The following is a 24,316-nucleotide window of genomic DNA, read 5'->3' on the forward strand; positions in this document are numbered from 1 at the left end:
TCGCGCGCGGCGCGCACGAATCGATGCAAGCTCACAGCAAGGTGTGTGCCAATGAAGGGGACAGCGTGAATGCACCAACTGCGAGGTGCTTGTGCACCGCGTTGGCGTTGCTGCGCTGCGTTATCGTGCGTGGAGGCGCCGATGCGCACCGCTGCGGTGCGTATAACGTGCGCTCAGGTCGTCCACAGGCGCAGCGGCGCGGCCTTCACGCCATGCACGAACGGCCGCAGCGCCGTCCAGCACTGCGTGAGCGTGTTCTGCAGCGGTTCCATTGAACGCCCGACCACGCGCACGAGCAGCACGCCCGGCGCGATGCAGGTCGCGCCCGAGCGCAGCGCGTCATCGAAGGGCAGGATAGTGGCGAGGTCTTGCGCGAGCGCCTCGTTGCACGCGGGGCCGATCGCCCACAGCACGCCGAAAGCGGGGTAGCCCGCGAGGCCTTGCGGCGCGTCGCGCAGCGGGTCGTGGGCGTCGATGAGTGCGCGTTCGAGCCAGAGCAGTTGATCGTCGGCTTCGCCTTCCGACGCAGCGCGCGTCACGCGCGCGAGCGCTCGCACCATGCCAGCCGACCAGCGTTCGCCCGCGGCCTGGCGGCCTAGTTGCGTCGCGTCCCAGCCGATGGCCGTGGCTCCCGCGCTGAGCGTGAGCGCGAATTCGAGTTCGGCGTGGGCGTGGTCGAACACGAGGTTGTTCTGCGGCAGCCAGTCGAGCTTCGCGCCCGCGCCCACGCGCACGTTGATGCGCTGGCGCGCCACGCGGCCGTTTGACTTGTACCACTTGGTCGCGCCAGGCGTCGTGAGCACGGCGTGAGCGCCATCGCCCACCTTCACGTCGATGTCGAGCCGGTCGCCGCCTGCGATGCCGGCTGGTGGATGCACGATCACCGCGTGACAGATCGCGTCGCCTTCGGGGTAGAGCGGCCGTTGCACGCGCAACGGCCCCATGTGCAGGCGATGCGTGAGCGCGGTGCGCACGCCCTGGCACTCGAAGCCGAGTTCGAGTTTCGCGGCCCATTCCTGATGAGCGGTGCTGCGAAACGTGGTGTTGGCGAAAGCGGCGTGATCGACGTGGAGCGACATGCGTGGCGAGGGGAAAAAGCGGGGAATGGCGTGGAGGATAGCACGCGTGCTCGCGAGCGCTGACCAGGGGCCAGGGGGCCTGTGCGTCAAATCCGATTGCCTGTCGCGCCGGCGGCCAGCGCTCAGATAGCCTTTTCCGCCGTCAGCAAGTTTCACGAGCCCGCGCGAGGCCACACCGTACGCCTCGGTGCCGATTGCGACCGAACAAACCACTGGTGAGATGACGAGTCCCCCCGTGGCTGAAGAACGTCACATCAGCCTTCATGCTTACCGCCTGCTCCAGCAGGGACTGGGCCGCTGGACGCCTACTTCGCCGGCTGATCCTGGACATCGTCGATCGGGCGCTCGTCATCGGCCATCTCATCGCTGACGAATGAGATGCCAGAGTGAGCATTACACCGGAACAGCCAGCGCGCGACCGTCGGCATGTCACCTCACGCGGGCAGTGATGTCTGCATTGTCCGTTGATCGGCCCTGATCCGGGAGAAAAGATGGACGTCGTGAAATGCATCTTTCCAGTAGCCCCATTGCCGCATCACACCTTCTTCCACAAATCCCAAGCTTCTCAGAAGTCCAATCGAGGCGTAGTTGTCGAGGTTCGTGATCGCCTGGATACGGTTGATTTGCCAGTGGTCATATGCATGTGCAATCGCCGCGTTTAGCGCTTCGCGCATCAATCCCTGTCGCCATGAATGACGTTCCAATTCGAAGCTAATACTTGCGGAATAGAACTTGGAATCGAATCTAAACCCGCATGAGCCAATGAAACGCATGCCGCATTTCGATACGATGGCCCAGCGCACACTTAGTCCTTCCGCCAGCTCTTTGAGCATAGCTGAGACAAGCAGCCGGGCATCGTCGATACTGTTTAGCGGCGCCAAGTCGTAAAAGCGCATCACTTCGCGATCGGACCAGATTTCGAATATCCTTTGGGCGTCGGACATCTCGATCGGGCGAAGCTGAATCCGGGCTGCGTTAGAGACGTCGACCTCGGTAAAAAGTGGAAGCATTGGTTTGTCGCGCGTTGACTAGCTTCGATGAAAAAGGACCGGCAGAGTGCAGCAAGCTTTCGACACTCGCACAGAAGCGCCCACCACTGTCATAGTTCGCGACTTGCAACAGCATGATCATGAGGCTATCCGAGTGCAGCGTGCAGGTCTGTGAATCGGGATTCAGACGTCCGTTTTCGGGTTACGCGCGCAAAACACGGTAGAACTGGGCGACTGAATGAAGCATAGCAGCCAGGTCGGACGAGTTTTTCGGCGCCTCAGCGCGGATACTTGCCATCTTTTACGAAGACCACTCTATGTAACCTGTCGTAACCAGAGGGCGCATAACGATACTGCCAGGTCCCTGCTAACGGCAGTGTGGTGATGGAGTCGGAGTGCTAGAAGTCCGCTTGCTGCCAATTCTTTTCGTCGAGCCATTCGCAGCTTTGTCGCCAGAGGTCTAAGGCCCCGTTGTTTGCCGTAGCACGGAATGCGGCGCAACGCATTAAGCGCTCCCAGCGGCGCTACTTTGTTGCCCACGCCAGTCGGACAACGGCCAGTTCGTCTCTGCCTGGTGAAATTCCGACGTGATACCAGTCTGGAAGATTGCGACCGCACGGTGACTGCGCGTTCAGTGCTGTTCCGGTTTTTCCGGACTCCCTGTTGCAGGTAGAACGAACAGGCGTTCGTCCCATAAGACCGGCAGCGCTTCGGATACGACGATCCGCGCAGCGTCTGGATGGGCGGGATTTACCAGCGCGTTGGACTCGGCACGTGCGACTACAGAAGGCACGATCAGGACCGCGGAGCGGCATTCCTCCAGCCAGCGGTTTCCGAAATCACGTGCGATTTCAGTGGATGGCCCGTCCCAACCTGCAGGCAGTGTGCCGGGGGTGAACCTTTCGACGGGAAGATCATCAGGAACCTGCGCCTCGACCCAGACGTGTGTCTTCGGCACTTTGCCGATCCGTGCGTGTACCAGTACCTCGAGCATGGCTCCTGCGAACGTGAGCGCGCCATAGATCACGGGACGGCCGGGGCTGTTGAATCGACCGCCAACGAGCATGGCGCCGGTGCCGCTCCATAGCGGATGCCGCCTGTCGGCAATGCGGAAAATCCTCATCAGGCCGGTAGCCCGTAGAAGAGCTTCCAGAGGAGTTCTTCCACGCGGCGCGCACCCAGCTCGGTCAGGGCAACCTCAAGGGGCACGCGCCCCTCCAGCAGAGGGTGGGGCGTGGCAAGGAAGGTGCGTGCGTCCGCCGGATCGTCCCAGACGTAGGCCGCGCTCGCGTAGACCCGTGCGAGGCGCTCTGTCTTCTCCGATTCATCAGGTGTCAGCCTGTCGCGACGGCGCTTGTAGGTTGCCTCAGGGACGATGCGTGCCTGGAGCGCGCGCCTTGCCTCCGCGGTCAGGGCGATCTGTTCGACGCCGTTACGCAAGGCGGATTTGGGCAGGCCTTCTGCGACCTGCGCCTCAAGTTCGGCGATCGAATGGGGCACCGGACTGAGCCCCATGACTGCAGCGATCTTCTCGGGGGAAACGAGTTGCATGGCGCGCTCCCGTCGTAAATCAAATGAGCCTCCATTATAGCTCATTTGAGCTCGCCGCGATTAAGGCTGACTACCCGGCCTCCATCTCAGCTAGCTCAAGCCCGGCGCCGCCGCGCATAACGGCAATGGGGGGATGACCGCTGCGTACCGGGGAGATCGGATGGCACATCGTCGTCGGCGGGCAGGGCGCTCAGGTGCGCGCAGATCACGCACTCATCACACTTCTCGTCGGGCCTGACGCACCGCTCTGGCCGCGGAGACGGGCCCAATCTGGCCAGCATGCGCGCGTTCCATCTCGCGTGGCCAGAGGAAGGGATTATCCAGACAGCGTCTGGAAAATCCCTGCCGGCAGACTTCCGTGGGTGCGTAAAATGGCGGATGCCGGCACCTCAGTCAATCGATGCGGTCATATCTATCTTGCGCTTTAAGCTGCGTCCCAAGGAAAGGGTGCCGGGCTGAAGCTTCGAGGGCCGCTAAGGCGGCTAGACGACAGACGTCTTCACTCACGGGGAAGTCGATGCTCTCAGGCTTCACACCGCGATCAACTCCCGCACCCCATCCGCATCCATGCTTGCGCCGGCGCCGCCCGCCACGATTTCGCCGCGGCTCATCACCCAGTATCGGTCCGCAATGGCTTTGGCGAAGTCGTAGTACTGCTCGACCAGCAGCACTGTCATGTGCCTCTCTTCCACGAGCCGCCGCAGCGTACGGCCGATGTCCTGGATGATCGAAGGCTGGATGCCTTCGGTAGGCTCATCGAGAATGAGCAACTGCGGATCGCTCATCAGCGCGCGGCCGATGGCGAGCTGCTGCTGCTGGCCGCCCGAGAGGTCGCCGCCGCGCCGCGCCTTCATGTCCTTGAGCACGGGAAAGAGTTCGTAGATATGCGCGGGCACGCTTGACGGCATGCGCTTCTTGCTCGCCGCGCCCACCAGCAGATTCTCTTCGACGCTCAGGCGCGGAAAGATGTCGCGCCCTTGCGGCACGTACGCGAGGCCCTGCGCCACCCGCGCATGCGTGGGCAGCTTCGTGAGCGCTTCGCCGTGCCACGCGATCGAGCCGTTCTTTGTCGGCACGACGCCCATGAGGCAGCGCAGCAGCGTGGTCTTGCCCACGCCGTTGCGGCCGAGCAGCACGGTGAGTTCACCCTCGGGCACCGTCATCGAGACGTTGCGCAAGATGTGGCTGCCGCCGTAGTACTGATTCAGCGATTCGATAGTTAGCATGGCTGATCTATTCAAAACGGCCCTAGCGGCCCAGATACGATTCGATGACCGCTTCTTCGCGCTTCACATCGTCGAGCGTGCCGTGTGCGAGCACGCTGCCTTCGGCCATCACCGTGACGCGCCCGGTTTCACCCGCGAGCGCCGCGACGAACTCCATGTCGTGCTCGACCACCATCATCGAGCAGCTGCCGCGCAGGCGGTTGAGCAGCTTCGCGAGTTCCATGGTTTCGTCGTCGGTCATGCCGGCGGCGGGCTCGTCGAGCAGCAGCAGTTGCGGTTTCTGCATGAGCAGCATGCCGATTTCGAGCCGCTGCTTCTGGCCGTGTGACAGCTCGCCGGCCAGGCGTCGCGCGTCGCTCTCCAGCCGGATCACCTCGAGCGTTTCCTCGATCTTCGCCTGCGCCTCGCGCCCCAGGCGCGCGCGCAGCGTGGCGAACCAGCCCTTGTCGGCCTTCATCGCGAGTTCGAGGTTCTCCCAGACGGGATGCTGCTCGAACACCGTGGGCTTCTGGAACTTGCGGCCAATGCCCGCGCGCGCGATGGCCGGCTCGTTCATGCGCGTGAGGTCGAGCGTCTGCCCGAGGAACACCTTGCCCGAATCGGGCGCGGTCTTGCCGGTGATGACATCCATCATCGTGGTCTTGCCCGCGCCGTTCGGGCCGATCACGCAGCGCAGCTCGCCCGCGTCGATCACGAGCGAAAGCTTGTTGAGCGCACGAAAGCCGTCGAAGCTCACGGTTACGTCTTCGAGATACAGGATCGTGCCGTGCGAGATGTCGATCGCGCCGGGTTCGACCACGTGCCCGAGCTCCGCCACGCCGGAGAGGGCGATTTCGTCGTACTTGAGGGCGTCGTCGAAGGGGTTGTGGTTGAGCGGGTCGCTGATCACGCTGTGTCCGTTCATGGGCGTTCGCTCCGCGTGGTGATCCGGTTCCGGATGAGTTCGATGAGCCCCATGATGCCGTTGGGCAGCAGCAGCGGCACGAGCACGAACATCAGGCCGAGGAAGAACAGCCAGTACTCGGCGAAATGCGCGGTGAAGAAGCTCTTTGCGCCGTTCACGGCGAACGCGCCGATGATCGGCCCGATGAGCGTGCCGCGTCCGCCCACGGCCACCCAGATCGCCATTTCGATCGAGTTGCCGGGCGACATCTCGCTCGGGTTGATGATGCCGACCTGCGGCACGTAGAGCGCGCCTGCGATGCCGCACAGGACCGCGGAGACGGTCCACACGAACAGCTTGTAGCCAAGCGGGCTGTAGCCGAGAAACATGAGGCGCGTTTCGCCGTCGCGCACCGCGCTCACCACACGCCCGAGCTTCGAGGTGACGATGGCGCGCGCGCCGAGAAACGCGAGCACGAGCACGGCGAACGTCAGCAGGAACAGCACGGTGCGCGTGCCCGGATGCGTGATCGGCATGCCCGCGATGCGCTTGAAGTCGGTGAAGCCGTTGTTGCCGCCGAAGCCCGTTTCGTTGCGATAGAACAGCAGCATCGCGGCGAACGTCATGGCCTGCGTGATGATCGAGAGGTACACGCCCTTCACGCGCGAGCGGAACGTGAAGAAGCCGAATACCCAGGCGACCACGGCCGGCACGAGCACGACGAGCAGGAGCGCATAGCCGAGGTGCTGCGTGCCTTGCCAGTACCACGGCAGCGCATGCCAGTCGAGAAACACCATGAAGTCGGGCAGGTCGCTGCCGTACTTTCCGTCGTGACCGATCTCGCGCATGAGGTACATGCCGATGGCGTAGCCGCCCAGCGCGAAGAAGAGGCCGTGCCCGAGGCTCAGAATGCCGCAATAGCCCCACACGAGATCGAGCGCGAGCGCGGCGATCGCATAGCACATGAGCTTGCCGCCCAGCGTCATCGCATACGCGGAAAGATGCAGCGCGCTCGCTTGCGGCAGCACCAGCGCGCAAAGCGGCACGCCCACGCCGATGACGAGGATCAGCACGATGAGCGCGAGCCAGGCGCGCGGCGAGAGCAGGGCGGCCCGCGCGGGCAAGCCGAGGGCGAAGGTTTCGGCGCCGTCGCCCGAAGTCCGCGTGGCGCCCAGCGTGTGACGCGTGGAAGGGGAAGTGACGCTCGTCATGTCATGCCTCCGCGCTGCGGCCCTTGAGGGCGAAAAGCCCCTGCGGACGCTTCTGGATGAAGAGCACGATCAGCACGAGCACGGCGATCTTCGCGAGTACGGCGCCCCAGAACGGCTCGATGGCCTTGGAGACGAGGCCGAGTCCGAAGCCGCCGAGCACGGTGCCCGCAATCTGCCCGACGCCGCCCAGCACCACGGCCATGAACGAATCGATGATGTAGCTCTGGCCGAGGTCGGGACCGACGTTGCCGATCTGCGAGAGCGCGCAGCCGCCAAGGCCCGCCACGCCCGCGCCGAACGCGAAGGCCCATGCGTCCACGCGCGCGGTGCGCACACCCACGCAGGCGGCCATGCGGCGATTTTGCGTGACGGCGCGCACGAACAGGCCAAGACGCGTCTTCGTGAGCACGGTCCACGCAATGCCCACCACGATCAGCGAGAACGCGAGGATCGCGAGGCGGTTGTACGGCAGGATGAGGTTGGGCATGACGGTCACGCCGCCGCTCATCCACGAGGGGTTTTCGACCTGCACGTTCTGCGCGCCGAAGATCATGCGTGTGGCCTGAATGAGAATGAGGCTGATGCCGAACGTGGTGAGCAGCGTTTCGAGCGGGCGGCCGTAGAGGTGGCGGATCACGAGCCGCTCGATCACCGCGCCCACGAGCGCGGCGACGACGAACGAAGCGGGAATCGCGAAGAGCGGATACCAGTCGAACGCGCCGGGCGCATAGCGCTGCACGAGCGTTTGCACGACATAGGTTGCGTACGCACCGATCATGAGGAACTCGCCGTGCGCCATATTGATGACGCCGATGAGCCCATAGGTGATGGCGAGGCCGAGCGCCGCGAGCAGCAGCACGCTGCCGAGCGAGAGGCCCGCGAACAGCGTGCCGGCGATCTCGCTGCGGCGCTGGATGGCGTCGAGCGAGTCGATGCCTTGTTGCACCGCTGCGCGCACGTCGGCATCGGGCTCGTTGTACGCGCCGCTCGCGTTCTTCGCGACGAGCGGGCGCAGCAGTTCGAACATGTCGAGATCGTGGCGCGCCGCGACGAGCTTCGCCGCCTCGAGGCGCGTGGCCGCATTCGGGTCGTGCAGCGCGGTCATCGCCCAGAGCGTGTCGAGACGGCGCTTGAGCGCCGGGTCGGTTTCCTTCGCGCGCGCGGTGTCGATCATCGGCTTCATGGCCGGGTCGGGGTTCTTCAGCAACCCGTTAATGGCCGCCCGGCGCGTTTCCAGGTCGGGCGAGGCGAGTTGCAGGCCCGAGACCGCGCCCGCTACCTTCGAGCGCAACAGGTTGTTCAGCGTGATGGGCTGCGCGCTCGAAGCGATGTTCGCGGCGACGGGCTGGCCCGTTGCGGCGTCGTGCGCGCCTTGTCCATCCGTACCATCCTGCACGAGCACTTCGCCGGAGTCGGTTGCCGTGACGTTGTCGTCGGCGAGCGCTTTCAGGAGCGCAAGCGACGCGGCGTCGCGCGTGGCGATGAGCTTGTCGATCGCCGCGGATTTCGCGTCGAAGTCGTCGCCGCCGAGCGGGGCGACGTCGGCCGCTTCGAGTGCGTGCGCGCATGTGCATAGCGCCGTGAAGAGCGCAGCCGCTGCGAGCGCGTGGCGCAAGCCCGCGCGCGCGTACCTCGGGAGTGAGAGAGCCATGGTGCTTTCTTTTTGGGTGCGGGCCACAGCGCAACACCCTGCCGTTACGCCGCGGCCCGTAGACAGGGCACGCGAGCGCGCTACCTTGCGGCGCAGCGCTCGCGAAGACAACGTCAGGCCACGCGCGAGCGGCGCAGGAAGGCAGGCAGCGCGTTCGAGGAGACCACATCCGGCTTGCCTTCGTTGCCGGCGATGAACGGGCTCCACGGCTGCGCGCGCACGGCGGTCTTCGTTTTCCACACCACGTTGAACTGGCCGTCGCCGCGAATCTCGCCGATCATCACCGGCTTGTGCAGGTGATGGTTGCCGTCCATCGTGAGCGTGAAGCCCGAGGGCGCCGCCACGGTCTGGCCGATCATGGCCACGCGCACCTTGTCGACGTCGGTGCTCTTCGCCTTTTCCACGGCCTGCTTCCACATATGGATGCCTACGAAGGTCGCTTCCATCGGGTCGTTGGTCACGCGTTTGCTGCCGCCGGGCAGGTTGTTCGCCTGCACCCAGGCTTCGAACTGCTCCTTGAACTTCGTGTTGTTCGGGCCTTTCACCGACATGAAGTAGTTCCACGCCGCGAGGTGCCCCACGAGCGGCTTCGTGTCGATGCCGCGCAGCTCTTCCTCGCCCACGGAGAACGCGACCACGGGCACGTCGGTCGCCTTGATGCCCTGGTTGCCGAGCTCCTTGTAGAACGGCACGTTCGAGTCGCCGTTGATGGTCGACACGACGGTGGTCTTGCCGCCTTGCGAGAACGTCTTGATGTTCGCGACGATGGTCTGATAGTCGCTATGGCCGAACGGCGTGTAGACCTCCTGAATATCGCTGTCCTTCACGCCCTTCGAGTGCAGAAAGGACCGCAGGATCTTGTTGGTCGTGCGCGGATACACATAGTCGGTGCCGAGCAGGAAGAAGCGCTTCGCGCCGCCGCCTTCGGCGCTCATCAGGTATTGCACCGCGGGAATGGCCTGCTGGTTGGGCGCCGCGCCCGTGTAGAACACGTTGCGCGACATCTCTTCCCCTTCGTATTGCACGGGGTAGTAGAGCAGGCCGTTGAGTTCCTCGAACACCGGCAGCACCGACTTGCGCGACACCGAGGTCCAGCAGCCGAATACGCAGGCCACCTTGTCCTGCGTGAGGAGCTGGCGCGCCTTTTCGGCGAAGAGCGGCCAGTTCGAGGCCGGATCGACCACCACGGGCTGGATCTGACGCCCCATCACGCCGCCGTTCTTGTTGATGTCGGCGATCGTCATCAACGCGGTGTCTTTCAGTGAGGTCTCCGAAATGGCCATCGTGCCCGAGAGCGAATGCAGGATGCCGACCTTGATCGGCCCGCTGCCGGTGTCCGCGTGCGCGAACGGCATGCGCCCCGCAGCCGCGAGTGCGCCCGACATCGTCCCGAGTTTCAACAGACTGCGACGTTTCATTGTTGTGCCTCTTGTCCGTGAGTGAGTCGTGGGCCGTGGCGCGTGGTCGTTTGTCGTCTTGCGCGCCGCCCGGTGTGTGTGGCGTGTCTTGCGCACACCCTTCTGCAAGCGTTGTGCCAGCGCGAAGGGAAAGCGCCAGGCTTGCCCCATCAGGCGCGCGGCGATGCGGGACGCATCGGTGGCCACACAATGGGCGGGCGATTGTGGTGCAGCGAGATGCATGTTCGGGCGCGCTGCATCGTCTCAGTGCGCGCATGCATGAAGCGGGACGAACGGTGCGGCAGGGCGCGCTGCATCGTTGTGCATGAGGGGCGTGCGGGTGCTGCACGCCGTGGACCGCAGCGAGCGGCCCAGAAATGCCAAAGGGCGCGGCCTGAGCCGCGCCCTTTCGCGCCTTTTCGTTAAGCTGGCGTGCGCCTGCTTAGTACGTCGGCACCTTGGGGTCGACCTGACGCGACCAGGCGTCGATGCCGCCTTGCAGGTTGAACACCTTCGTGTAGCCGCGCGACTCGAGGAACATCGCCACCTGGGCGCTGCGTGCGCCGTGGTGGCAAATGCAGACGATCTGCGCCTCGTCGTCCAGTTCCTCGCTGCGCGCGGGGATCTCGCGCATGGGGATCGACGTGCTGCCGGCGATCTTTGCCGTTTCGATTTCCCACGGCTCGCGCACGTCGAGCAGTATGGGAGTCTCGCGCGAGGTATCGGCAAGCCATTCGGCGAGGGCGGGGGCGGTCAGATTCTGCATGGAACACTCAATCGGGTAAGTAAGCCGGGCTGCCGTGCATGGAACCCGGCGACGCGGCAGGTTGGCAGCGCCTTAGAACTTGAAGCGCGGCGGATGCACGGCGTTCTGCAGCGGCTCGACGTAAGTCTCGAACACGCCGGCAATGCGGAACTGCTTTTCGTCGATGCGCGTGATGATCTGCGCTTCCATGACCGGCGCGCCGCCCACGAAAGCGGCCAGACGCCCGCCCACCTTGAGCTGCTCGAGCAGTTCCTGCGGCACGACCGGCAGGCCGCCCGAGACGCAGATCACGTCGTACGGCGCATTCGCGGCCCAGCCGCGTGCGCCGTCGCCGAGCACGACTTCGGCGTTCAGCACACCGTTCTTGACGAAGTTCGCGCCCGCGAATTCGGCGAGTTCCGTGTCGATCTCCACGCTCAGCACCTTCTGCGCCCGGTGCGCAAGCAGCGCCGCCATGTAGCCGGAGCCCGCGCCGATTTCCAGCACGCTCTCATGCTTCTTCACCGCGAGTTCCTGCAGCACGCGCGCTTCGACGCGCGGCGCCATCATGTGCTGGCCGTTCGGCAGCGGCACTTCGAGGTCGGCGAACGCGAGGGCGGTGTAGACCTCGGGGACGAAATGCTCACGCTTGACGATCGAGAGCAGGTTCAGCACGTCCTGGTCGAGCACTTCCCAGGGGCGAATCTGCTGTTCGATCATGTTGAAACGCGCTTGTTCGATGTTCATGGTGACTCGGCGTTGTGGTCGGGATCGGTTCGGATCGAAGCCCGGCAAAAAGGGCGTCGGGCAATCGGAGAATTGTAGCAAACCGGCTCTGGCCTGGCCGCGCCGACGGCAGCGGGAGGGGGTTCCGGGGGCATTGACGGATCGGTGTTTGTCCTGGCTTCGTGCGCCTTGCGGTTTTGCGGTTCTCGTACCAAAAATGTAATCGATTACATTTTGACGCGTCCGAACGGCTCACGCCGCCGCCGCAGGTTTCCGAACCGGTCACGATCGCCTTCGCCCATGTCCGCCCGCTCGTCCCGATCACCGCAGCCGCAAGACGAAGATGCCAGCGCCGACACCGCCGCGCGCGGGGGCTCGATCGCGGCGGTGGCGCAGCGCGCGGGCGTCTCGGTTGCGACGGTCTCGCGCGTGCTCAACGGCCATGCGAACGTGCGCTCCGCGACCCGCGAGCGCGTGCTCGCCGAGATCGAGACGAGCGGCTACCGCGTGAACGAACTCGCGCGCAACCTGCGCACCGCCGAAAGCCGCCTGCTCCTGACGATGGTGCCCGACTTCGGCAACCCGTTTTACGCGGAGATCGTGCGCGGCATCGACAGCGTCGCGCGCCAGCACGGCTTTTTCCTGCTGCTGTGCGACACGGGCGCCGACGCCGGCCGCGAGCGCAGCTACTTCGACCTGCTGCGCCGCCATCGCGCGGACGGGGCGATCTGTCTCGACCCGGCAACGGTGCAGCACGCGCTGGCCGCCGAATCGACGGCGCTGCCGTGGGTGGCGTGCTGCGAGTTCGATCCGGACGTGGGCGTGCCGTATGTGGGCATCGACAACTACCGGGCCGCGCACGACGCGGTGCGGCATCTGATCGCGCGGGGGCGGCGACGTGTCGCGCTCATCAACTCCGACGAGCACTACCTCTACGCACAGCAGCGCCGCGACGGCTGGCGCGATGCGCTCGGCGAAGCGGGCATCGCGCTGCGCGACGCCTGGCGCGTGAATGTGAACTGCCTCGACTACGAGGCGGGCGCGCAGGCCGCCGCCGCGCTCATGCAGTTGCCGGCGGGCGACGCGCCCGACGCGATCTTCGCGGTGTCGGACACGCTCGCGGTGGGCGTGGTCAACGGCCTGCGCGGTGCGGGGCGGCGCGTGCCGCACGACGTCGCCGTGGTCGGCTTCGACGATATCGCGCTCGCCGCGCAGATCGACCCGCCGCTCACGACGATCGCGCAGCCCATGCGGGAACTGGGCGAGACCGCCGCGCGCCTGTTGCTGCGGCGTTTCGCCGACCCGCGCGCGAGCGTGCCGGGCGTGCTGCTGCCGCATCGGCTGGTGGTGCGTGAGAGCGGGTGAAGCCAAAAAAACGCAAGCGAACACATAGCAGGGGAGACCAGCGGCGTGATGGCGGGTGGCGCAAGCCGCCCGCCGGAGCCCGCCGACAAGGCCACTGGAGGAGCGCACGCGCATGAGCGTCGCCGTGAAGTTCAACGACATCCGCAAGGACTTCGGTCCCGTGCGCGTGCTGTACGGCGTGAGCTTCGAGCTCGCGCCGGGGCGCATTCACGGGCTGCTGGGCGAGAACGGCGCGGGCAAGTCCACGCTCATGAAGATCCTCGCGGGCTACGAAAACGCGAGCGCGGGCGAGATGCTCGTGGACGGCGTGGCGCGCCACTTCGAAGGCTCGCGCGAGGCCGAAGCCGCCGGCATCGTGCTGATCCACCAGGAGTTCAATCTGGCCGAGCACCTGACGATCGCGCAGAACATCTTCCTCGGCCACGAGAAGCGCAAAGGCTGGCTCGTCGACGACACCGCCATGCGCCGCGAAGCGCGCGAACTGCTCGCGCAGGTGGGCCTCGCGCGCGACCCGGATGTGAAAGTGCGCGAGCTGATCGTCGCCGAAAAACAGCTCGTGGAGATCGCCAAGGCGCTCTCGCGGCACGCGCGCCTGCTCATCATGGACGAGCCCACGGCCACGCTCACGCCCGCCGAAACCGCGCGCCTTTTCGCGCTCATGACGAAGCTGCGCGCCGCGGGCACGACGCTCGTCTACATCTCGCACAAGCTCGACGAGGTGGAGAAGATCACCGACGACGTGGTCGTGATGCGCGACGGCCGCTTCGTGGCCGCGAGCGCGACGGCGGGTCTTGCGCGCCAGCAGATGGCGAACCTCATGGTGGGCCGCGACGTCTCCGACATGTTTCCGGAGAAGAGCGAAGCGCCCGAGATTGCTCCCGTCGCGCTGCGCGTGACGAATCTCGCCGTGGCGGGCTGGGTCGAGGATCTGAGCTTCGAGGTACGCGCGGGCGAGATTCTCGGCTTCGCGGGGCTCGTGGGCGCGGGGCGCAGCGAGGCGTTCGAGGCGATCGTGGGCCTGCGCCACAAGCATGCGGGCGAGGTCGAGATCGACGGCCGCGCCGTGACGCTGCGCCACCCGCGCGACGCGATGCGCCATGGCCTCACGTACCTGAGCGAAGACCGCAAGGGCCGCGGCCTGCACCTGAACCTCACGCTGCAGGACAACCTCACGCTCATGACGCTCGAGCGCTACGGCCATCCGCTGCTCGACCTCAAGGCGGGCCGCCGCGCGCTGGAGAAGGCGGTGCGCGAATTCGGCATCCGCACCGGCGACCTCGACAGCCGCGCACGCACGCTCTCGGGCGGCAACCAGCAGAAGCTCGCGCTCGCCAAGTTCCTGCAGCCCGACCCACGCGTGATCGTGCTCGACGAGCCCACGCGCGGCGTGGACGTGGGCGCGAAGCGCGACATCTATTTCCTGATCCAGCGGCTCGCGGCCTCGGGGCGGGCGGTCGTCGTGATCTCGTCCGAACTGGTCGAGCTGATCGGGCTCGCGCATCGCGTGGCCGTGATGCGCGCGGGCCGGCTCGTCGCCACGCTCGGCCACGAACATCTGAACGAAGAGGAGCTGATCGCTCATGCAACCGGCACCCACTGACGCGGCGTCCGAAGGCCGTGGCGCGCGCTCGGCCGCGGCGCGATTCGTGCACCGGCTCGCGGGCGTCGGGCCGCTCATCGGCCTGATCCTGCTGTGCGTGCTCGGCACGCTGCTCAACCGCGATTTCGCCACCGCCGGCAACCTGCTCAACGTGCTCACGCGCACCTCGTTCATCGGCATCATTTCCGTGGGCATGACGTTCGTGATCATTTCGGGCGGCATCGATCTTTCGGTCGGCTCGATGGCCGCGCTCATCGCGGGCGTGATGATCTGGGTGATGAACACGCTGGCCGCGACCGAACACGCGTTTGCGCCCATGGCCATCGTCGCGATCGGCATGGCGATCGCGCTTGTGCTCGGCGCGGTGTTCGGCCTCGCGCATGGCTTGCTGATCACGCGCGGGCGCATCGAGCCTTTCATCGTCACGCTCGGCACGCTCGGCATCTTCCGCTCGGTGCTCACCTGGCTGGCCGACGGCGGCGCGCTCACGCTGCAGAACAATCTCGTCGACTTCTACGGGCCGGTCTATTACGCGAGCCTTTTCGGCATTCCGGTGCCCGTGTGGGTGTTCGCGCTCACGGCGGCGGGCGGTGCGCTCATTCTCAACCGCACAGCGTTCGGTCGGCACGTGCAGGCGATCGGCTCGAACGAGCAGGTCGCGCGCTATGCGGCGATCCGCGTCGATCGCGTGAAGTGCGCAACTTACGTGCTGCTGGGCGTGTGCGTGGGCGTGGCGACGGTGCTCTATGTGCCGCGCCTGGGCTCCGCCACGCCGACGACGGGTTTGCTGTGGGAACTGGAGGCGATCGCCGCCGTGGTGGTGGGCGGCACGGCGCTCAAGGGCGGCGAAGGGCGCGTGGCGGGCACCGTGGTCGGCGCGGTGCTGCTCTCGGTCATCGCCAATATTCTCAATCTCACGAGCATCATCAGTGTGTATCTGAACGCGGCGGTGCAGGGCGTGGCAATCATCGCGGTGGCCTTCCTGCAGCGTGGCAGACGGTAAGGATATCGAAGCAGATCTGGCAGGGCGGTGGGGAAGTCGAAGGAGGCAGCGAAAACTCAACGCAAGAACGGGCGCTGGCCCGCACGATAGGAGACGGCATCATGAAGAAGATGATTCGAACGATGTGTGCGGGCGCGCTGGCGCTTGGCGTAGCGGCGACGTTCGGTGCGGGCGCGGCGCGCGCTGACGACAAGGTCACGCTGGGCGTGGCGATTCCCACGGCCGATCATGGCTTCACGGGCGGCATCGTGTGGTGGGCGAACGAGGCGAAGAAGGACCTCGAAAAGGCGCACCCGGACCTCAAGGTCATCGTCAAGACGGCGGCGAACGCGCCCGATCAGGCAAACCAGTTGCAAGACCTCGTGACCGTCAACAAGATCAACGCGCTCGTGATCTTCCCGTATGAATCGGCTTCGCTCACGCAGCCGGTTGCGCAGGTGAAGAAGCAGGGCGTGTACGTGACGGTGGTCGATCGCGGCTTGACCGACACGAGCGCGCAGGATGCCTATGTGGCCGGCGACAATACGGCGTTCGGCAAGATCCCCGCCGAATATCTCGCGAAGCAGTTGGGCGGCAAGGGCGATATCGTCGCGCTGCGCGGCATTCCCACCACGCTCGACAACGAGCGCTGGACCGCGTTCACGTCGGTGCTCAAGGGCGATCCCGGCATCAAGATCCTCGACGCGAAGTACGCGAACTGGAACCGCGACGACGCGTTCCGCACGATGCAGGACTACCTTACGCGCTTCAAGCACATCGACGCCGTCTGGGCCGCCGACGACGACATGGCCGTGGGCGTGCTCAAGGCAATCGACCAGGCCAAACGCAACGACATCAAGATCGTGTTCGGCGGTGCGGGGTCGAAGGAAATGGTCAAGCGCGTGATGGACGGCGACCCGCTCATCAAGGCCGATGTGTCGTACTCGCCGAAGTTCATCTACGACGCGATCAAGCTCACGGCCGAAGCGCGTTTGCAGGGCAAGTCGCTGCCGCCCACGACGATCATCCCTTCGGTGCTGATCACCAAGGAGAACGCGAAGCAGTTCTACTTCCCCGATTCGCCGTTCTGAGGACGGGGCTTGCGATGAAGACAATCAAAGGCCCAGCGATATTCCTCGCGCAGTTTCTCGGCGACGACGCGCCGTTCGACAGCTTCGCGCACATGGCCGGCTGGGCGGCCCAGCTCGGCTACAAGGGCATCCAGGTGCCCACGGATGCGCGCCTCGTCGATCTCGCGCAGGCCGCGTCGAGCGTGGCGTACTGCGACGACCTGCGCCAGCAGGCCGACGACGCCGGGGTGACGATCACCGAGCTTTCCACGCATCTGCAAGGGCAGCTCGTGGCCGTGCATCCCGCCTACGACACGCTGTTCGACGGCTTCGCGCCGCCGCAGCTGCGCGGCGATCGCGAAGCGCGCACGGCGTGGGCCGTCGAGCAGTTGATGCTGGCCGCGCGCGCCTCGAAGAATCTGGGGCTCAGCGCGCACGTGACGTTTTCGGGCGCGCTGGCGTGGCCGTACTTCTATCCGTGGCCGCAGCGGCCGGCGGGTCTCGTCGAAGCCGCCTTCGATGAACTCGCGCGCCGCTGGCGGCCGATTCTCGACGCGTTCGATGCAGCGGGTGTCGACGTTTGCTACGAACTGCACCCGGGCGAGGATCTGCACGATGGCGTGACCTTCGAGCGCTTTCTTGCGGCAGTGGGCGATCATCCGCGCGCGAACATCCTCTACGACCCGAGCCACTTCGTGCTGCAGCAGCTCGATTACCTCGCGTTCATCGACATCTATCACGCGCGCATCAAGGCCTTTCACGTGAAGGACGCCGAATTCCGCCCCACGGGCAAACAAGGTGTGTACGGCGGCTATAGCGGTTGGGTGGAGCGCGCGGGGCGCTTTCGCTCGCTCGGCGACGGGCAGATCGACTTCGGCGCGATCTTCTCGAAGCTCACGCAGTACGACTATCCGGGCTGGGCGGTGCTCGAATGGGAGTGCGCCCTCAAGCATCCGCACGACGGCGCGCGCGAAGGCGCGGACTTCATCAAGCGGCACATCATCCGCGTGGCCGGGCACGCGTTCGACGACTTCGCGGGCAGCGGCGTCGATGCGACGCAGGTGAGGGGCGTGCTGGGCCTCTGAACGCGATTCTCTGAGGAGCTACGCAATGACTCGAAGACTCAGGCTCGGGATGGTCGGCGGCGGCGAGGGGGCGTTCATCGGCGCCGTGCATCGCATCGCGGCTCGTCTCGACGATGGTTTCGAACTCGTCGCGGGCGCACTGTCGTCCGATGCGGCGCGCGCGCAGTCGAGCGCCGAGGCGCTCGGCCTTGCGCGCAGCTACGCCCACTGGCGCGAGATGGCGAGCGTGGAAGGCGCGCGCGAGGATGGCATCGACGCGGTGGCCATCGTCACGCCGAACCATCTGCACGCGCCGGTGGCGCATGCGTTCATGGAGGCGGGCATTCACGTGATCTGCGACAAGCCGCTCGCGGTCTCGCTCGCCGAGGGCGAAGCGCTCGCGCAACACGCACGCGACGCGAATCTCGTGTTCGCGCTCACGCATACGTATTCGGGCTATCCGCTCGCGCGGCATGCACGTGAGCTGGTCGAGGCGGGTGAGATTGGCGAGGTGCGCATCGTGCAGGTCGAGTACGCGCAGGACTGGCTCGCCAATCCCGTCGAGCGCGGTGGCGCAAATCGTCAGGCGACGTGGCGCACCGATCCGGCGCTCGCGGGGCCGGCGGGGTGTCTGGGCGATATCGGCACGCATGCTTATCAGCTGGCGGCGTTCGTGAGCGCGCTCGTGCCCGAATCGCTCGCGGCAGAAGTGCATACCTTCGTGCCGGGCCGCCGCGTGGACGACCACGTGCAGGCCATGCTGCGCTACGCCAATGGCGCGCGCGGCATGCTGTGGGCAAGCCAGGTGGCGAGCGGCGCGGAGAACGCGTTGCGGCTGCGCGTGTATGGCACGAAGGCGAGCCTCGCGTTCGATCAGGAGGAGCCTAATCTGCTGTGGTTCACGCCGCAGGGCGGCGAGGCGCAGCGGCTTACGCGCGGGCGCGTGACGGGGGCCGCCGCACGGCACGCGACGCGCGTGCCGCCGGGGCATCCGGAAGGCTATCTGGAGGCGTTCGCGCAGCTCTATCGCGACGCCGCCGCGCAGATCCTGGCGCGCGAGGCCGGCGAGGCCGCGCCGAGCACAAGCCGGCTACTGACGACGGTCGACGACGGCGTGGAGGGACTGCGCTTTATCGACGCCGTGCTGGCAAGCAGCGCGGCGGGTGGCGCCTGGCGCAGCATCGTGCGGCCGTGATTGGCCATTCGGATGAATTGAGCGAAGAGGCTTACTGCCCCAGATACACGAACTTGCCCCCGCGTACCGTGCCCATCACGCTCGCGCGCTGGTCGAGGCCCACGTGGTCCGCCGGGCTCGTGTTCACCACGCCGTTGGGCACGACCACTTCGTGCGCGTGCTCCAGCTCACTGCGCAACGCCACGCGGAACGCCTCGGTGCCCGGCTGCGCGGTCTTGAGCGCGCGCGCAACCGCGTCCTGCAAGCGCGGGTACACGCCGGCCGCGTCGCCTGCGAATTGCGTGACCGTGCCCGGGCCGTACTTCGCCTCGTAGGCATCGACGAAGGCGAGCGCCGCCTTCTGCGCCGGCTGGTCGGCCGGCAGCGTGCGCGCCACCACCACCGGCTGGGTCGGGAACAGGGTGCCTTCCACGTCCTTGCCGCCCAGCTTGATGAATTCAGGCGTGGCGATGCCGTGCGTCTGGTAAATCGGCCCCTTGTAGCCGCGCTCGATCAACGTGCGTTGCGGCAGCACGGTTGGCGTGCCTGCGCCGGCAATCAGCATGGCGTCCGGCTTGGCCGCGATCAGCTTGAGAATCTGGCCCGTCACGCTAGCGTCGGTGCGGTTGTACCGCTCGGTCGCCACGATCTGGATGTTGCGTTCCTTCGCGTACTTCGTGAATTCGTTGAGCCAGCTGTCGCCGTAGCTATCCGCGAAGCCGATGAAGCCCACGGTCTTCACGCCGTGCGCGGCCATGTAGCGCGTCATGACGTCGGCCATGGCGGCATCGGTCTGCGCCATCTTGAAGGCCCACACGCGCGCGCCCTGCTGCGGCTCGACCGCCGAGCCCGAGCCGACCAGCGTGATCATCGGCGTCTTGCTCTCTGCCACCGGGTCGAGCGCCGCGAGCGCCGCCGGCGTGATATTCGGCCCGACGATCACGTCCACGTGATCTTCGTTGATGAGCTTGTGGATGTTGCGCACGGCGGCGCCCGGGTCCGAACCGTCGTCGAGCACGATGTAGTCGGCCTTCTGGCCCGCAATCGTCTCGGGCCACATCAGCATGGCGTTCTTGCTCGTGATGCCGATGACGGCAGCGGGCCCCGTGCTCGAGAGGTCGATGCCTACCTTGATGTCGGCGTGGGCGGCCGGGGCGAACGTGGCGGCGGCAAGGGCGACAGCCGCGGCGAGCGGGCGCAAAAGCGTGGACAGCTTCATCCGTTGAGTCTCCTGTCGATCAGAGTTGGCGCTTCAGCGCCTTACTCTGACCCCATGCAGAGCTGGCGAGAAGTGATGTTGTCGTAATGCGGATTTTGTCTGATTTTTGTTCCGGCACCGGCGTGAGGCGCTACAGCTCGTAAGTCTCGTGTTCGCCCTTGAGCGCCTGCTCGATGAGCTTGCGATTCAGGCTCGGCGAAAGCAGCTCGACGAGCGTATACACATAGCTGCGCAGGTAAGCGCCCTGCTTGAGTGCGACGCGCGTGACGTTGCTGCCGAACAGATGCCCCACGGGCAACGCGCGCAGGTGCCGGTCGCGCTCGGCGTTGAAGGCGATGTCGGCCATGATCCCGACGCCCAGGCCCAGCTCCACATAGGTTTTGATCACGTCGGCGTCGATGGCTTCCAGCACGATGTCGGGCGAGAGCGCGCGCAGGCGGAACGCGTCGTTGATCTTGGTACGCCCGGCGAACGCATTGTCGTAGGTGATCAGCGGATATTGGGCCAGATCGTCGAGCGAAAGCGGCTTGCGCTCGAGCAGCGGGTGGTCGGGCAGCATCACCGCCACGTGATGCCACGTGAAGCAGGGCAGCGACACCAGTTCCTTGTAGCCGGAGATGGCCTCGGTCGCGATGCACAGATCGGCCTGGTCATGGAGCACCATTTCCGCGACCTGGGTGGGGCTGCCTTGCAGGATCGAGAGGTGCACCTTCGGAAAGCGCCGCTTGAACTCGGCGATGGCGGCGGGCAGCGAATAGCGCGCCTGCGTGTGCGTGGCGGCGATGGTGAGGTTGCCCTGATCCTGCGCTGCGTAGTCCTTGCCCACGCGCTTGAGGCTCTCCACTTCCTGCAGAATGCGCTCCACCGAGGCGAGGATGATCCGGCCCGGCTCCGTGAGCGAGCGCACGCGCTTGCCGTGGCGCGTAAAGATTTCGACTCCAAGCTCGTCTTCCAGCTCGATGATCGCCTTCGAGACGCCCGGCTGGCTTGTATACAGTGCCTTGGCCGCTTCCGTGAGGTTGAAGTTCTGGCGTACCGCCTCACGCACGAAGCGGAACTGGTGCAGGTTCATAGATAACCCTTATAACCTGTTTGCATATCGACCTGATTTTTGAGTCGTTTGAAATATAAGGCGAGTTTATTACCATTCCTCCAACTTTTCCAATATGGATATCTGTTTTGGTCATTAGCAAATGACCGGCGCGGTTGAAGGCGCGGCCGCCTCGCGAGAGGCAGGACAGAGCGGAAAGCGCGAAGTCGAGAAATCGGAGCGCGGCGTAACCGGAACGCCGCGATTGAACCAAACCCTGGGGTCCCCGAATGTACCAATACGATCAGTACGACCAGACCATCGTCGACGAACGCGTCGCGCAATACAGCGACCAGGTCCGCCGCCGCCTGTCGGGCGAATTGAGCGAAGAAGAGTTCCGTCCGCTGCGTCTGCAAAACGGCCTGTACTACCAGCGTCACGCCTACATGCACCGCATCGCGATTCCGTACGGCAATCTGCGCAGCGACCAGCTCCGCATGCTCGGCACGATCGCGCGCGAGCACGACCGCGGCTACGGCCACTTCTCGACGCGCTCGAACATCCAGTACAACTGGATCAAGCTCGAAGACACGCCGGAAATCCTGCGCAAGCTGGCTTCCGTGCAGATGCATGGCATCCAGACCTCGGGCAACTGCATCCGCAACATCACCGCCGACCAGTTCGCGGGCGTCGCGCCCGACGAGATCGTCGATCCGCGCCCGTGGGCCGAAATCCTGCGCCAGTGGTCGACGTTCCACCCGGAATTCGCGTGGCTGCCGCGCAAGTTCAAGATCGCCGTTTCCGGCACGAAGGAAGACCGCGCCGCCGTGCAGATCCACGATCTGGGCGTCTACCTCGAGCGTAACGAGAAGGGCGAAATCGTCGCGAGCATCCTCGCGGGCGGTGGCCTCGGCCGTACGCCGATCGTCGGCGCCATCATCAAGCGCGACCTGCCGTGGCAGCACCTGCTGACCTACTGCGAAGCCGTGCTGCGCGTGTACAACCGCTACGGCCGCCGCGACAACATGTACAAGGCGCGCATCAAGATTCTCGTGAAGGCGCTCTCGCCGGCGAAGTTCGCCGAGCAGGTCGAAGAAGAGTGGCAGCACCTCAAGGACGGCCCCTCGACGCTCACGCAGGAAGAACTCGATCGCGTCTCGCAGTCCTTCGTGCCGCCGGCGTATGAAAAGATCGCCGATACGGATACGACGTACGAAAAGCATCTGCTGGAAAACCGTGCGTTCGCGCGCTGGGTCGAGCGCAATGTGCGCCCGCACCGCGTGCCGGGCTATTCGTCGGTCACGCTCTCGCTCAAGCCGCGCAACATCGCGCCGGGCGACGCCACCGACGCGCAGATGGAAGCCGTGGCCGACTGGGCCGACGAATACTCGTTCGGCCAGATCCGCGTCTCGCACGAGCAGAACCTGATCCTCGCCGACGTCAAGAAGCACGACCTGTTCGCGCTGTGGGAAAAGGCGAAGGCGCAAGGTTTCGCGACCGCGAACATTGGCCTGTTGACCGACATCATCGCGTGCCCGGGCGGCGACTTCTGCTCGCTCGCCAATGCGAAGTCGATCCCCATCGCGCTGGCCATTCAGGAGCGTTTCGACAACCTCGATTTCGTCTACGACCTGGGCGACCTGTCGCTCAATATCTCGGGTTGCATGAACTCGTGCGGTCACCACCACGTCGGCAACATCGGCATTCTGGGCGTGGATAAGGACGGCTCGGAGTGGTACCAGGTGTCGCTCGGCGGCGAGCAGGGCAACAGCGCGCGCCTTGGCCGCGTGATCGGACCGTCGTTCTCGGCGGAAGAGATGCCCGACGTGATCCAGAAGGTGGTCGACACGTTCGTCGAGCTGCGCATCGACGGCGAGCGCTTTATCGACACGTACGACCGCCTCGGCATCGCGCCGTTCAAGGAGCGCGTGTACGCATCGCGCCAGCCGGCCCACGCCTAACGTACGCAACTGAAGTACGCAACGAGACTACGAGATTCGAGCAATGGCATTGATCATCAAAAAACGCGAGATCGTTGAAGACAACTGGCAAGTCGTGCGTGCGGCCGAAGACGGCGCATTGCCCGAGGTTGCCGGGTTGCCCGCAGGCAAGGTTTTGGTGCCGCTCGCTTACTGGCAAGCGCAGCGCGATGCGCTCGTCGCTGCGCGCGGCAAGGACGAACTCGGCGTGTGGCTCGCGCCGGACAGCGAACCGGCCGATATCGCCGGCGATTTCGACAAGCTCGCGCTGATCGGCGTGGACTTCCCCGTGTTCCGCGATGGCCGCGGCTTTTCGATCGGCCGTCTGTTGCGCGAACGCTATGGCTACAAGGGCGAACTGCGCGCGATCGGCGACGTGCTGCGCGACCAGCTGCGCTTTCACGAGCGCTGCGGCTTCGATGCGTTCGCCGTGCGCGCCGACAAGGACATCCACGACGCGCTCAAGGCGTTCACCGAGTTCACGGTGCAATACCAGGGCGCCTTCGACGAACCGTCGCCGCTGTTCCGCCGCCGTCTGGCTCAACAAGCACAACAAGGTTCGGCAGCATGAGCACCGTCGCGAACGAAATCACGGCTGAGCTGCAGGCGAAAATCGGGCGCCTCGACGCGCTGCTCGATTCGATCGCGGCGCGTCACGCCGACGTGAAGCTGGCCAGCAGCCTCGCCGCCGAAGACATGCTGCTCACGCACGCGATTCTTTCGCGCGCTGTGAAAATCGGCGTCTTCTCGCTGAACACGGGCCGCCTGCACGCCGAAACGCTCGCCATGATCGACGTGGTGCGCGAGCGCTACGGCTACGAGATCGAGCAGTTTCATCCGCAACAGGACGCGGTGGACGAATACGTCGCCCAGCACGGCCTGAATGCGTTCTACGAGAGCGTCGATCTGCGCAAGCGCTGCTGCGAAATCCGCAAGGTCGAGCCGCTGAACCGTGCGCTTTCGGGCGTTTCCGCCTGGGTCACGGGCCAGCGCCGCGAGCAGTCGGTCACGCGCGCGGAGCTGCACGAGGAAGAACGCGACGAAGCGCGCAATATCGACAAGTTCAATCCGCTCGCCGACTGGACCGAAGCCGATGTCTGGGCCTACCTGCGCGCCTTCGAGGTGCCGGTGAACCCGCTGCACGCCCGCGGCTACCCGAGCATCGGCTGCGAGCCCTGCACGCGCGCGATCCGTCCCGGCGAAGACAGCCGCGCGGGCCGCTGGTGGTGGGAATCGCGCGACACGAAGGAATGTGGCTTGCACATCACGTCCGTGTCGGCCATTCCGGTCGTCGAAGTGTCGTCCGAAGTGTCGTCAATTGGCCAGGCGAACTAAGATTCAAGTTTGTCGCGCCGTCGTGAAGACCGGCGCGCTA

At 65.5% G+C, this 24,316-nt stretch carries 22 protein-coding genes; 9 read left to right on the top strand and 13 right to left on the bottom strand.

The genetic code is table 11. The features are described from left to right. Positions 1–173: 173 nt before the first annotated feature. From M3I56_RS22835 to M3I56_RS22885, 11 genes are all read right to left on the bottom strand, one after another. Complete coding sequence (locus M3I56_RS22835; protein ID WP_254355932.1) at positions 174–1,079, bottom strand: urease accessory protein UreD; 906 nt, start codon at positions 1,077–1,079, stop codon at positions 174–176. A 434-nt stretch (positions 1,080–1,513) separates the two neighbouring features. After that, positions 1,514–2,089 (bottom strand): GNAT family N-acetyltransferase, encoded by a 576-nt coding sequence (locus tag M3I56_RS22840; RefSeq protein WP_254355934.1) that lies wholly within the window; start codon positions 2,087–2,089, stop codon positions 1,514–1,516. A gap of 610 nt (positions 2,090–2,699) precedes the next feature. Continuing rightward, the gene (locus M3I56_RS22845) at positions 2,700–3,191 is read right to left on the bottom strand and encodes an RES family NAD+ phosphorylase (protein WP_254355935.1); all 492 of its coding nucleotides are present in this window, start codon (positions 3,189–3,191) and stop codon (positions 2,700–2,702) included. Then, entirely contained in the window at positions 3,191–3,619 is a 429-nt protein-coding gene (locus tag M3I56_RS22850; RefSeq protein ID WP_069269414.1) for an antitoxin Xre/MbcA/ParS toxin-binding domain-containing protein, read from the bottom strand. Before M3I56_RS22850 ends, M3I56_RS22845 begins: the two co-directional genes overlap by 1 nt. Positions 3,620–4,149: 530 nt before the next feature. After that, positions 4,150–4,845 carry an urea ABC transporter ATP-binding subunit UrtE gene (gene urtE, locus M3I56_RS22855; RefSeq protein WP_254355937.1) on the bottom strand — a complete coding sequence of 232 codons (696 nt, stop codon included), beginning with the start codon at positions 4,843–4,845 and terminating at the stop codon, positions 4,150–4,152. A gap of 22 nt (positions 4,846–4,867) precedes the next feature. Then, on the bottom strand, positions 4,868–5,749 hold the full coding sequence (gene urtD, locus M3I56_RS22860) for an urea ABC transporter ATP-binding protein UrtD (RefSeq protein ID WP_254355938.1): 882 nt from the start codon (positions 5,747–5,749) through the stop codon (positions 4,868–4,870). Continuing rightward, on the bottom strand, positions 5,746–6,939 hold the full coding sequence (gene urtC, locus M3I56_RS22865) for an urea ABC transporter permease subunit UrtC (protein ID WP_254355939.1): 1,194 nt from the start codon (positions 6,937–6,939) through the stop codon (positions 5,746–5,748). The genes urtD and urtC overlap by 4 nt, the downstream gene beginning before the upstream one ends. Position 6,940: 1 nt before the next feature. Further along, positions 6,941–8,590, bottom strand: a complete 1,650-nt coding sequence (gene urtB, locus M3I56_RS22870) for an urea ABC transporter permease subunit UrtB (RefSeq protein ID WP_254355940.1) — start codon at positions 8,588–8,590, stop codon at positions 6,941–6,943. 113 nt (positions 8,591–8,703) lie between these two features. Then, entirely contained in the window at positions 8,704–10,008 is a 1,305-nt protein-coding gene (gene urtA, locus M3I56_RS22875) for an urea ABC transporter substrate-binding protein (protein WP_254355941.1), read from the bottom strand. A 421-nt stretch (positions 10,009–10,429) separates the two neighbouring features. After that, the gene (locus M3I56_RS22880) at positions 10,430–10,753 is read right to left on the bottom strand and encodes a rhodanese-like domain-containing protein (protein WP_254355942.1); all 324 of its coding nucleotides are present in this window, start codon (positions 10,751–10,753) and stop codon (positions 10,430–10,432) included. Positions 10,754–10,825: 72 nt separating this feature from the next. After that, positions 10,826–11,479, bottom strand: coding sequence for a protein-L-isoaspartate O-methyltransferase (locus tag M3I56_RS22885; protein ID WP_254355944.1), 654 nt, complete (start codon positions 11,477–11,479; stop codon positions 10,826–10,828). Positions 11,480–11,758: 279 nt separating this feature from the next. Here M3I56_RS22885 and M3I56_RS22890 point away from each other — a divergent pair, with 279 nt between their 5' ends. The 6 genes from M3I56_RS22890 (at position 11,759) to M3I56_RS22915 (ending at position 18,734) form a co-directional block, all read left to right on the top strand. Continuing rightward, positions 11,759–12,823 carry a LacI family DNA-binding transcriptional regulator gene (locus M3I56_RS22890; RefSeq protein ID WP_254355945.1) on the top strand — a complete coding sequence of 355 codons (1,065 nt, stop codon included), beginning with the start codon at positions 11,759–11,761 and terminating at the stop codon, positions 12,821–12,823. Between the two features lie 112 nt (positions 12,824–12,935). Next, the gene (locus M3I56_RS22895) at positions 12,936–14,423 is read left to right on the top strand and encodes a sugar ABC transporter ATP-binding protein (RefSeq protein WP_254355946.1); all 1,488 of its coding nucleotides are present in this window, start codon (positions 12,936–12,938) and stop codon (positions 14,421–14,423) included. Next, positions 14,404–15,426 (top strand): ABC transporter permease, encoded by a 1,023-nt coding sequence (locus M3I56_RS22900; RefSeq protein WP_254355947.1) that lies wholly within the window; start codon positions 14,404–14,406, stop codon positions 15,424–15,426. Before M3I56_RS22895 ends, M3I56_RS22900 begins: the two co-directional genes overlap by 20 nt. Before the next feature lie 101 nt (positions 15,427–15,527). After that, entirely contained in the window at positions 15,528–16,496 is a 969-nt protein-coding gene (locus M3I56_RS22905) for a substrate-binding domain-containing protein (protein ID WP_254355949.1), read from the top strand. A 14-nt stretch (positions 16,497–16,510) separates the two neighbouring features. After that, positions 16,511–17,560 carry a sugar phosphate isomerase/epimerase gene (locus tag M3I56_RS22910; protein WP_254355950.1) on the top strand — a complete coding sequence of 350 codons (1,050 nt, stop codon included), beginning with the start codon at positions 16,511–16,513 and terminating at the stop codon, positions 17,558–17,560. A 25-nt stretch (positions 17,561–17,585) separates the two neighbouring features. Further along, a complete protein-coding gene (locus M3I56_RS22915) occupies positions 17,586–18,734 on the top strand; it encodes a Gfo/Idh/MocA family protein (protein ID WP_254355951.1) in 1,149 nt (382 codons plus the stop codon). A 31-nt stretch (positions 18,735–18,765) separates the two neighbouring features. Here M3I56_RS22915 and M3I56_RS22920 read toward each other — a convergent pair whose 3' ends face one another. Together M3I56_RS22920 and M3I56_RS22925 are read right to left on the bottom strand one after the other, a co-directional pair. Further along, complete coding sequence (locus M3I56_RS22920) at positions 18,766–19,932, bottom strand: ABC transporter substrate-binding protein (protein ID WP_254355952.1); 1,167 nt, start codon at positions 19,930–19,932, stop codon at positions 18,766–18,768. Between the two features lie 130 nt (positions 19,933–20,062). Further along, positions 20,063–21,004 carry a CysB family HTH-type transcriptional regulator gene (locus tag M3I56_RS22925; protein WP_254355953.1) on the bottom strand — a complete coding sequence of 314 codons (942 nt, stop codon included), beginning with the start codon at positions 21,002–21,004 and terminating at the stop codon, positions 20,063–20,065. 248 nt (positions 21,005–21,252) lie between these two features. Between M3I56_RS22925 and M3I56_RS22930 the strand changes: the two genes are divergently transcribed. From M3I56_RS22930 to M3I56_RS22940, 3 genes are read left to right on the top strand one after another with little or no spacing between them, the layout of a single operon-like run. Then, entirely contained in the window at positions 21,253–22,923 is a 1,671-nt protein-coding gene (locus tag M3I56_RS22930; protein ID WP_254355954.1) for a nitrite/sulfite reductase, read from the top strand. A gap of 43 nt (positions 22,924–22,966) precedes the next feature. After that, positions 22,967–23,512 (top strand): DUF934 domain-containing protein, encoded by a 546-nt coding sequence (locus tag M3I56_RS22935; RefSeq protein ID WP_254355955.1) that lies wholly within the window; start codon positions 22,967–22,969, stop codon positions 23,510–23,512. Continuing rightward, on the top strand, positions 23,509–24,276 hold the full coding sequence (locus M3I56_RS22940) for a phosphoadenylyl-sulfate reductase (protein WP_254355956.1): 768 nt from the start codon (positions 23,509–23,511) through the stop codon (positions 24,274–24,276). The genes M3I56_RS22935 and M3I56_RS22940 overlap by 4 nt, the downstream gene beginning before the upstream one ends. The last annotated feature ends 40 nt before the right edge of the window (positions 24,277–24,316 follow it).

Source organism: Paraburkholderia sp. CNPSo 3281 (assembly GCF_024206515.1).
In the GTDB taxonomy this organism is placed as follows: Bacteria; Pseudomonadota; Gammaproteobacteria; order Burkholderiales; family Burkholderiaceae; genus Paraburkholderia; species Paraburkholderia nodosa.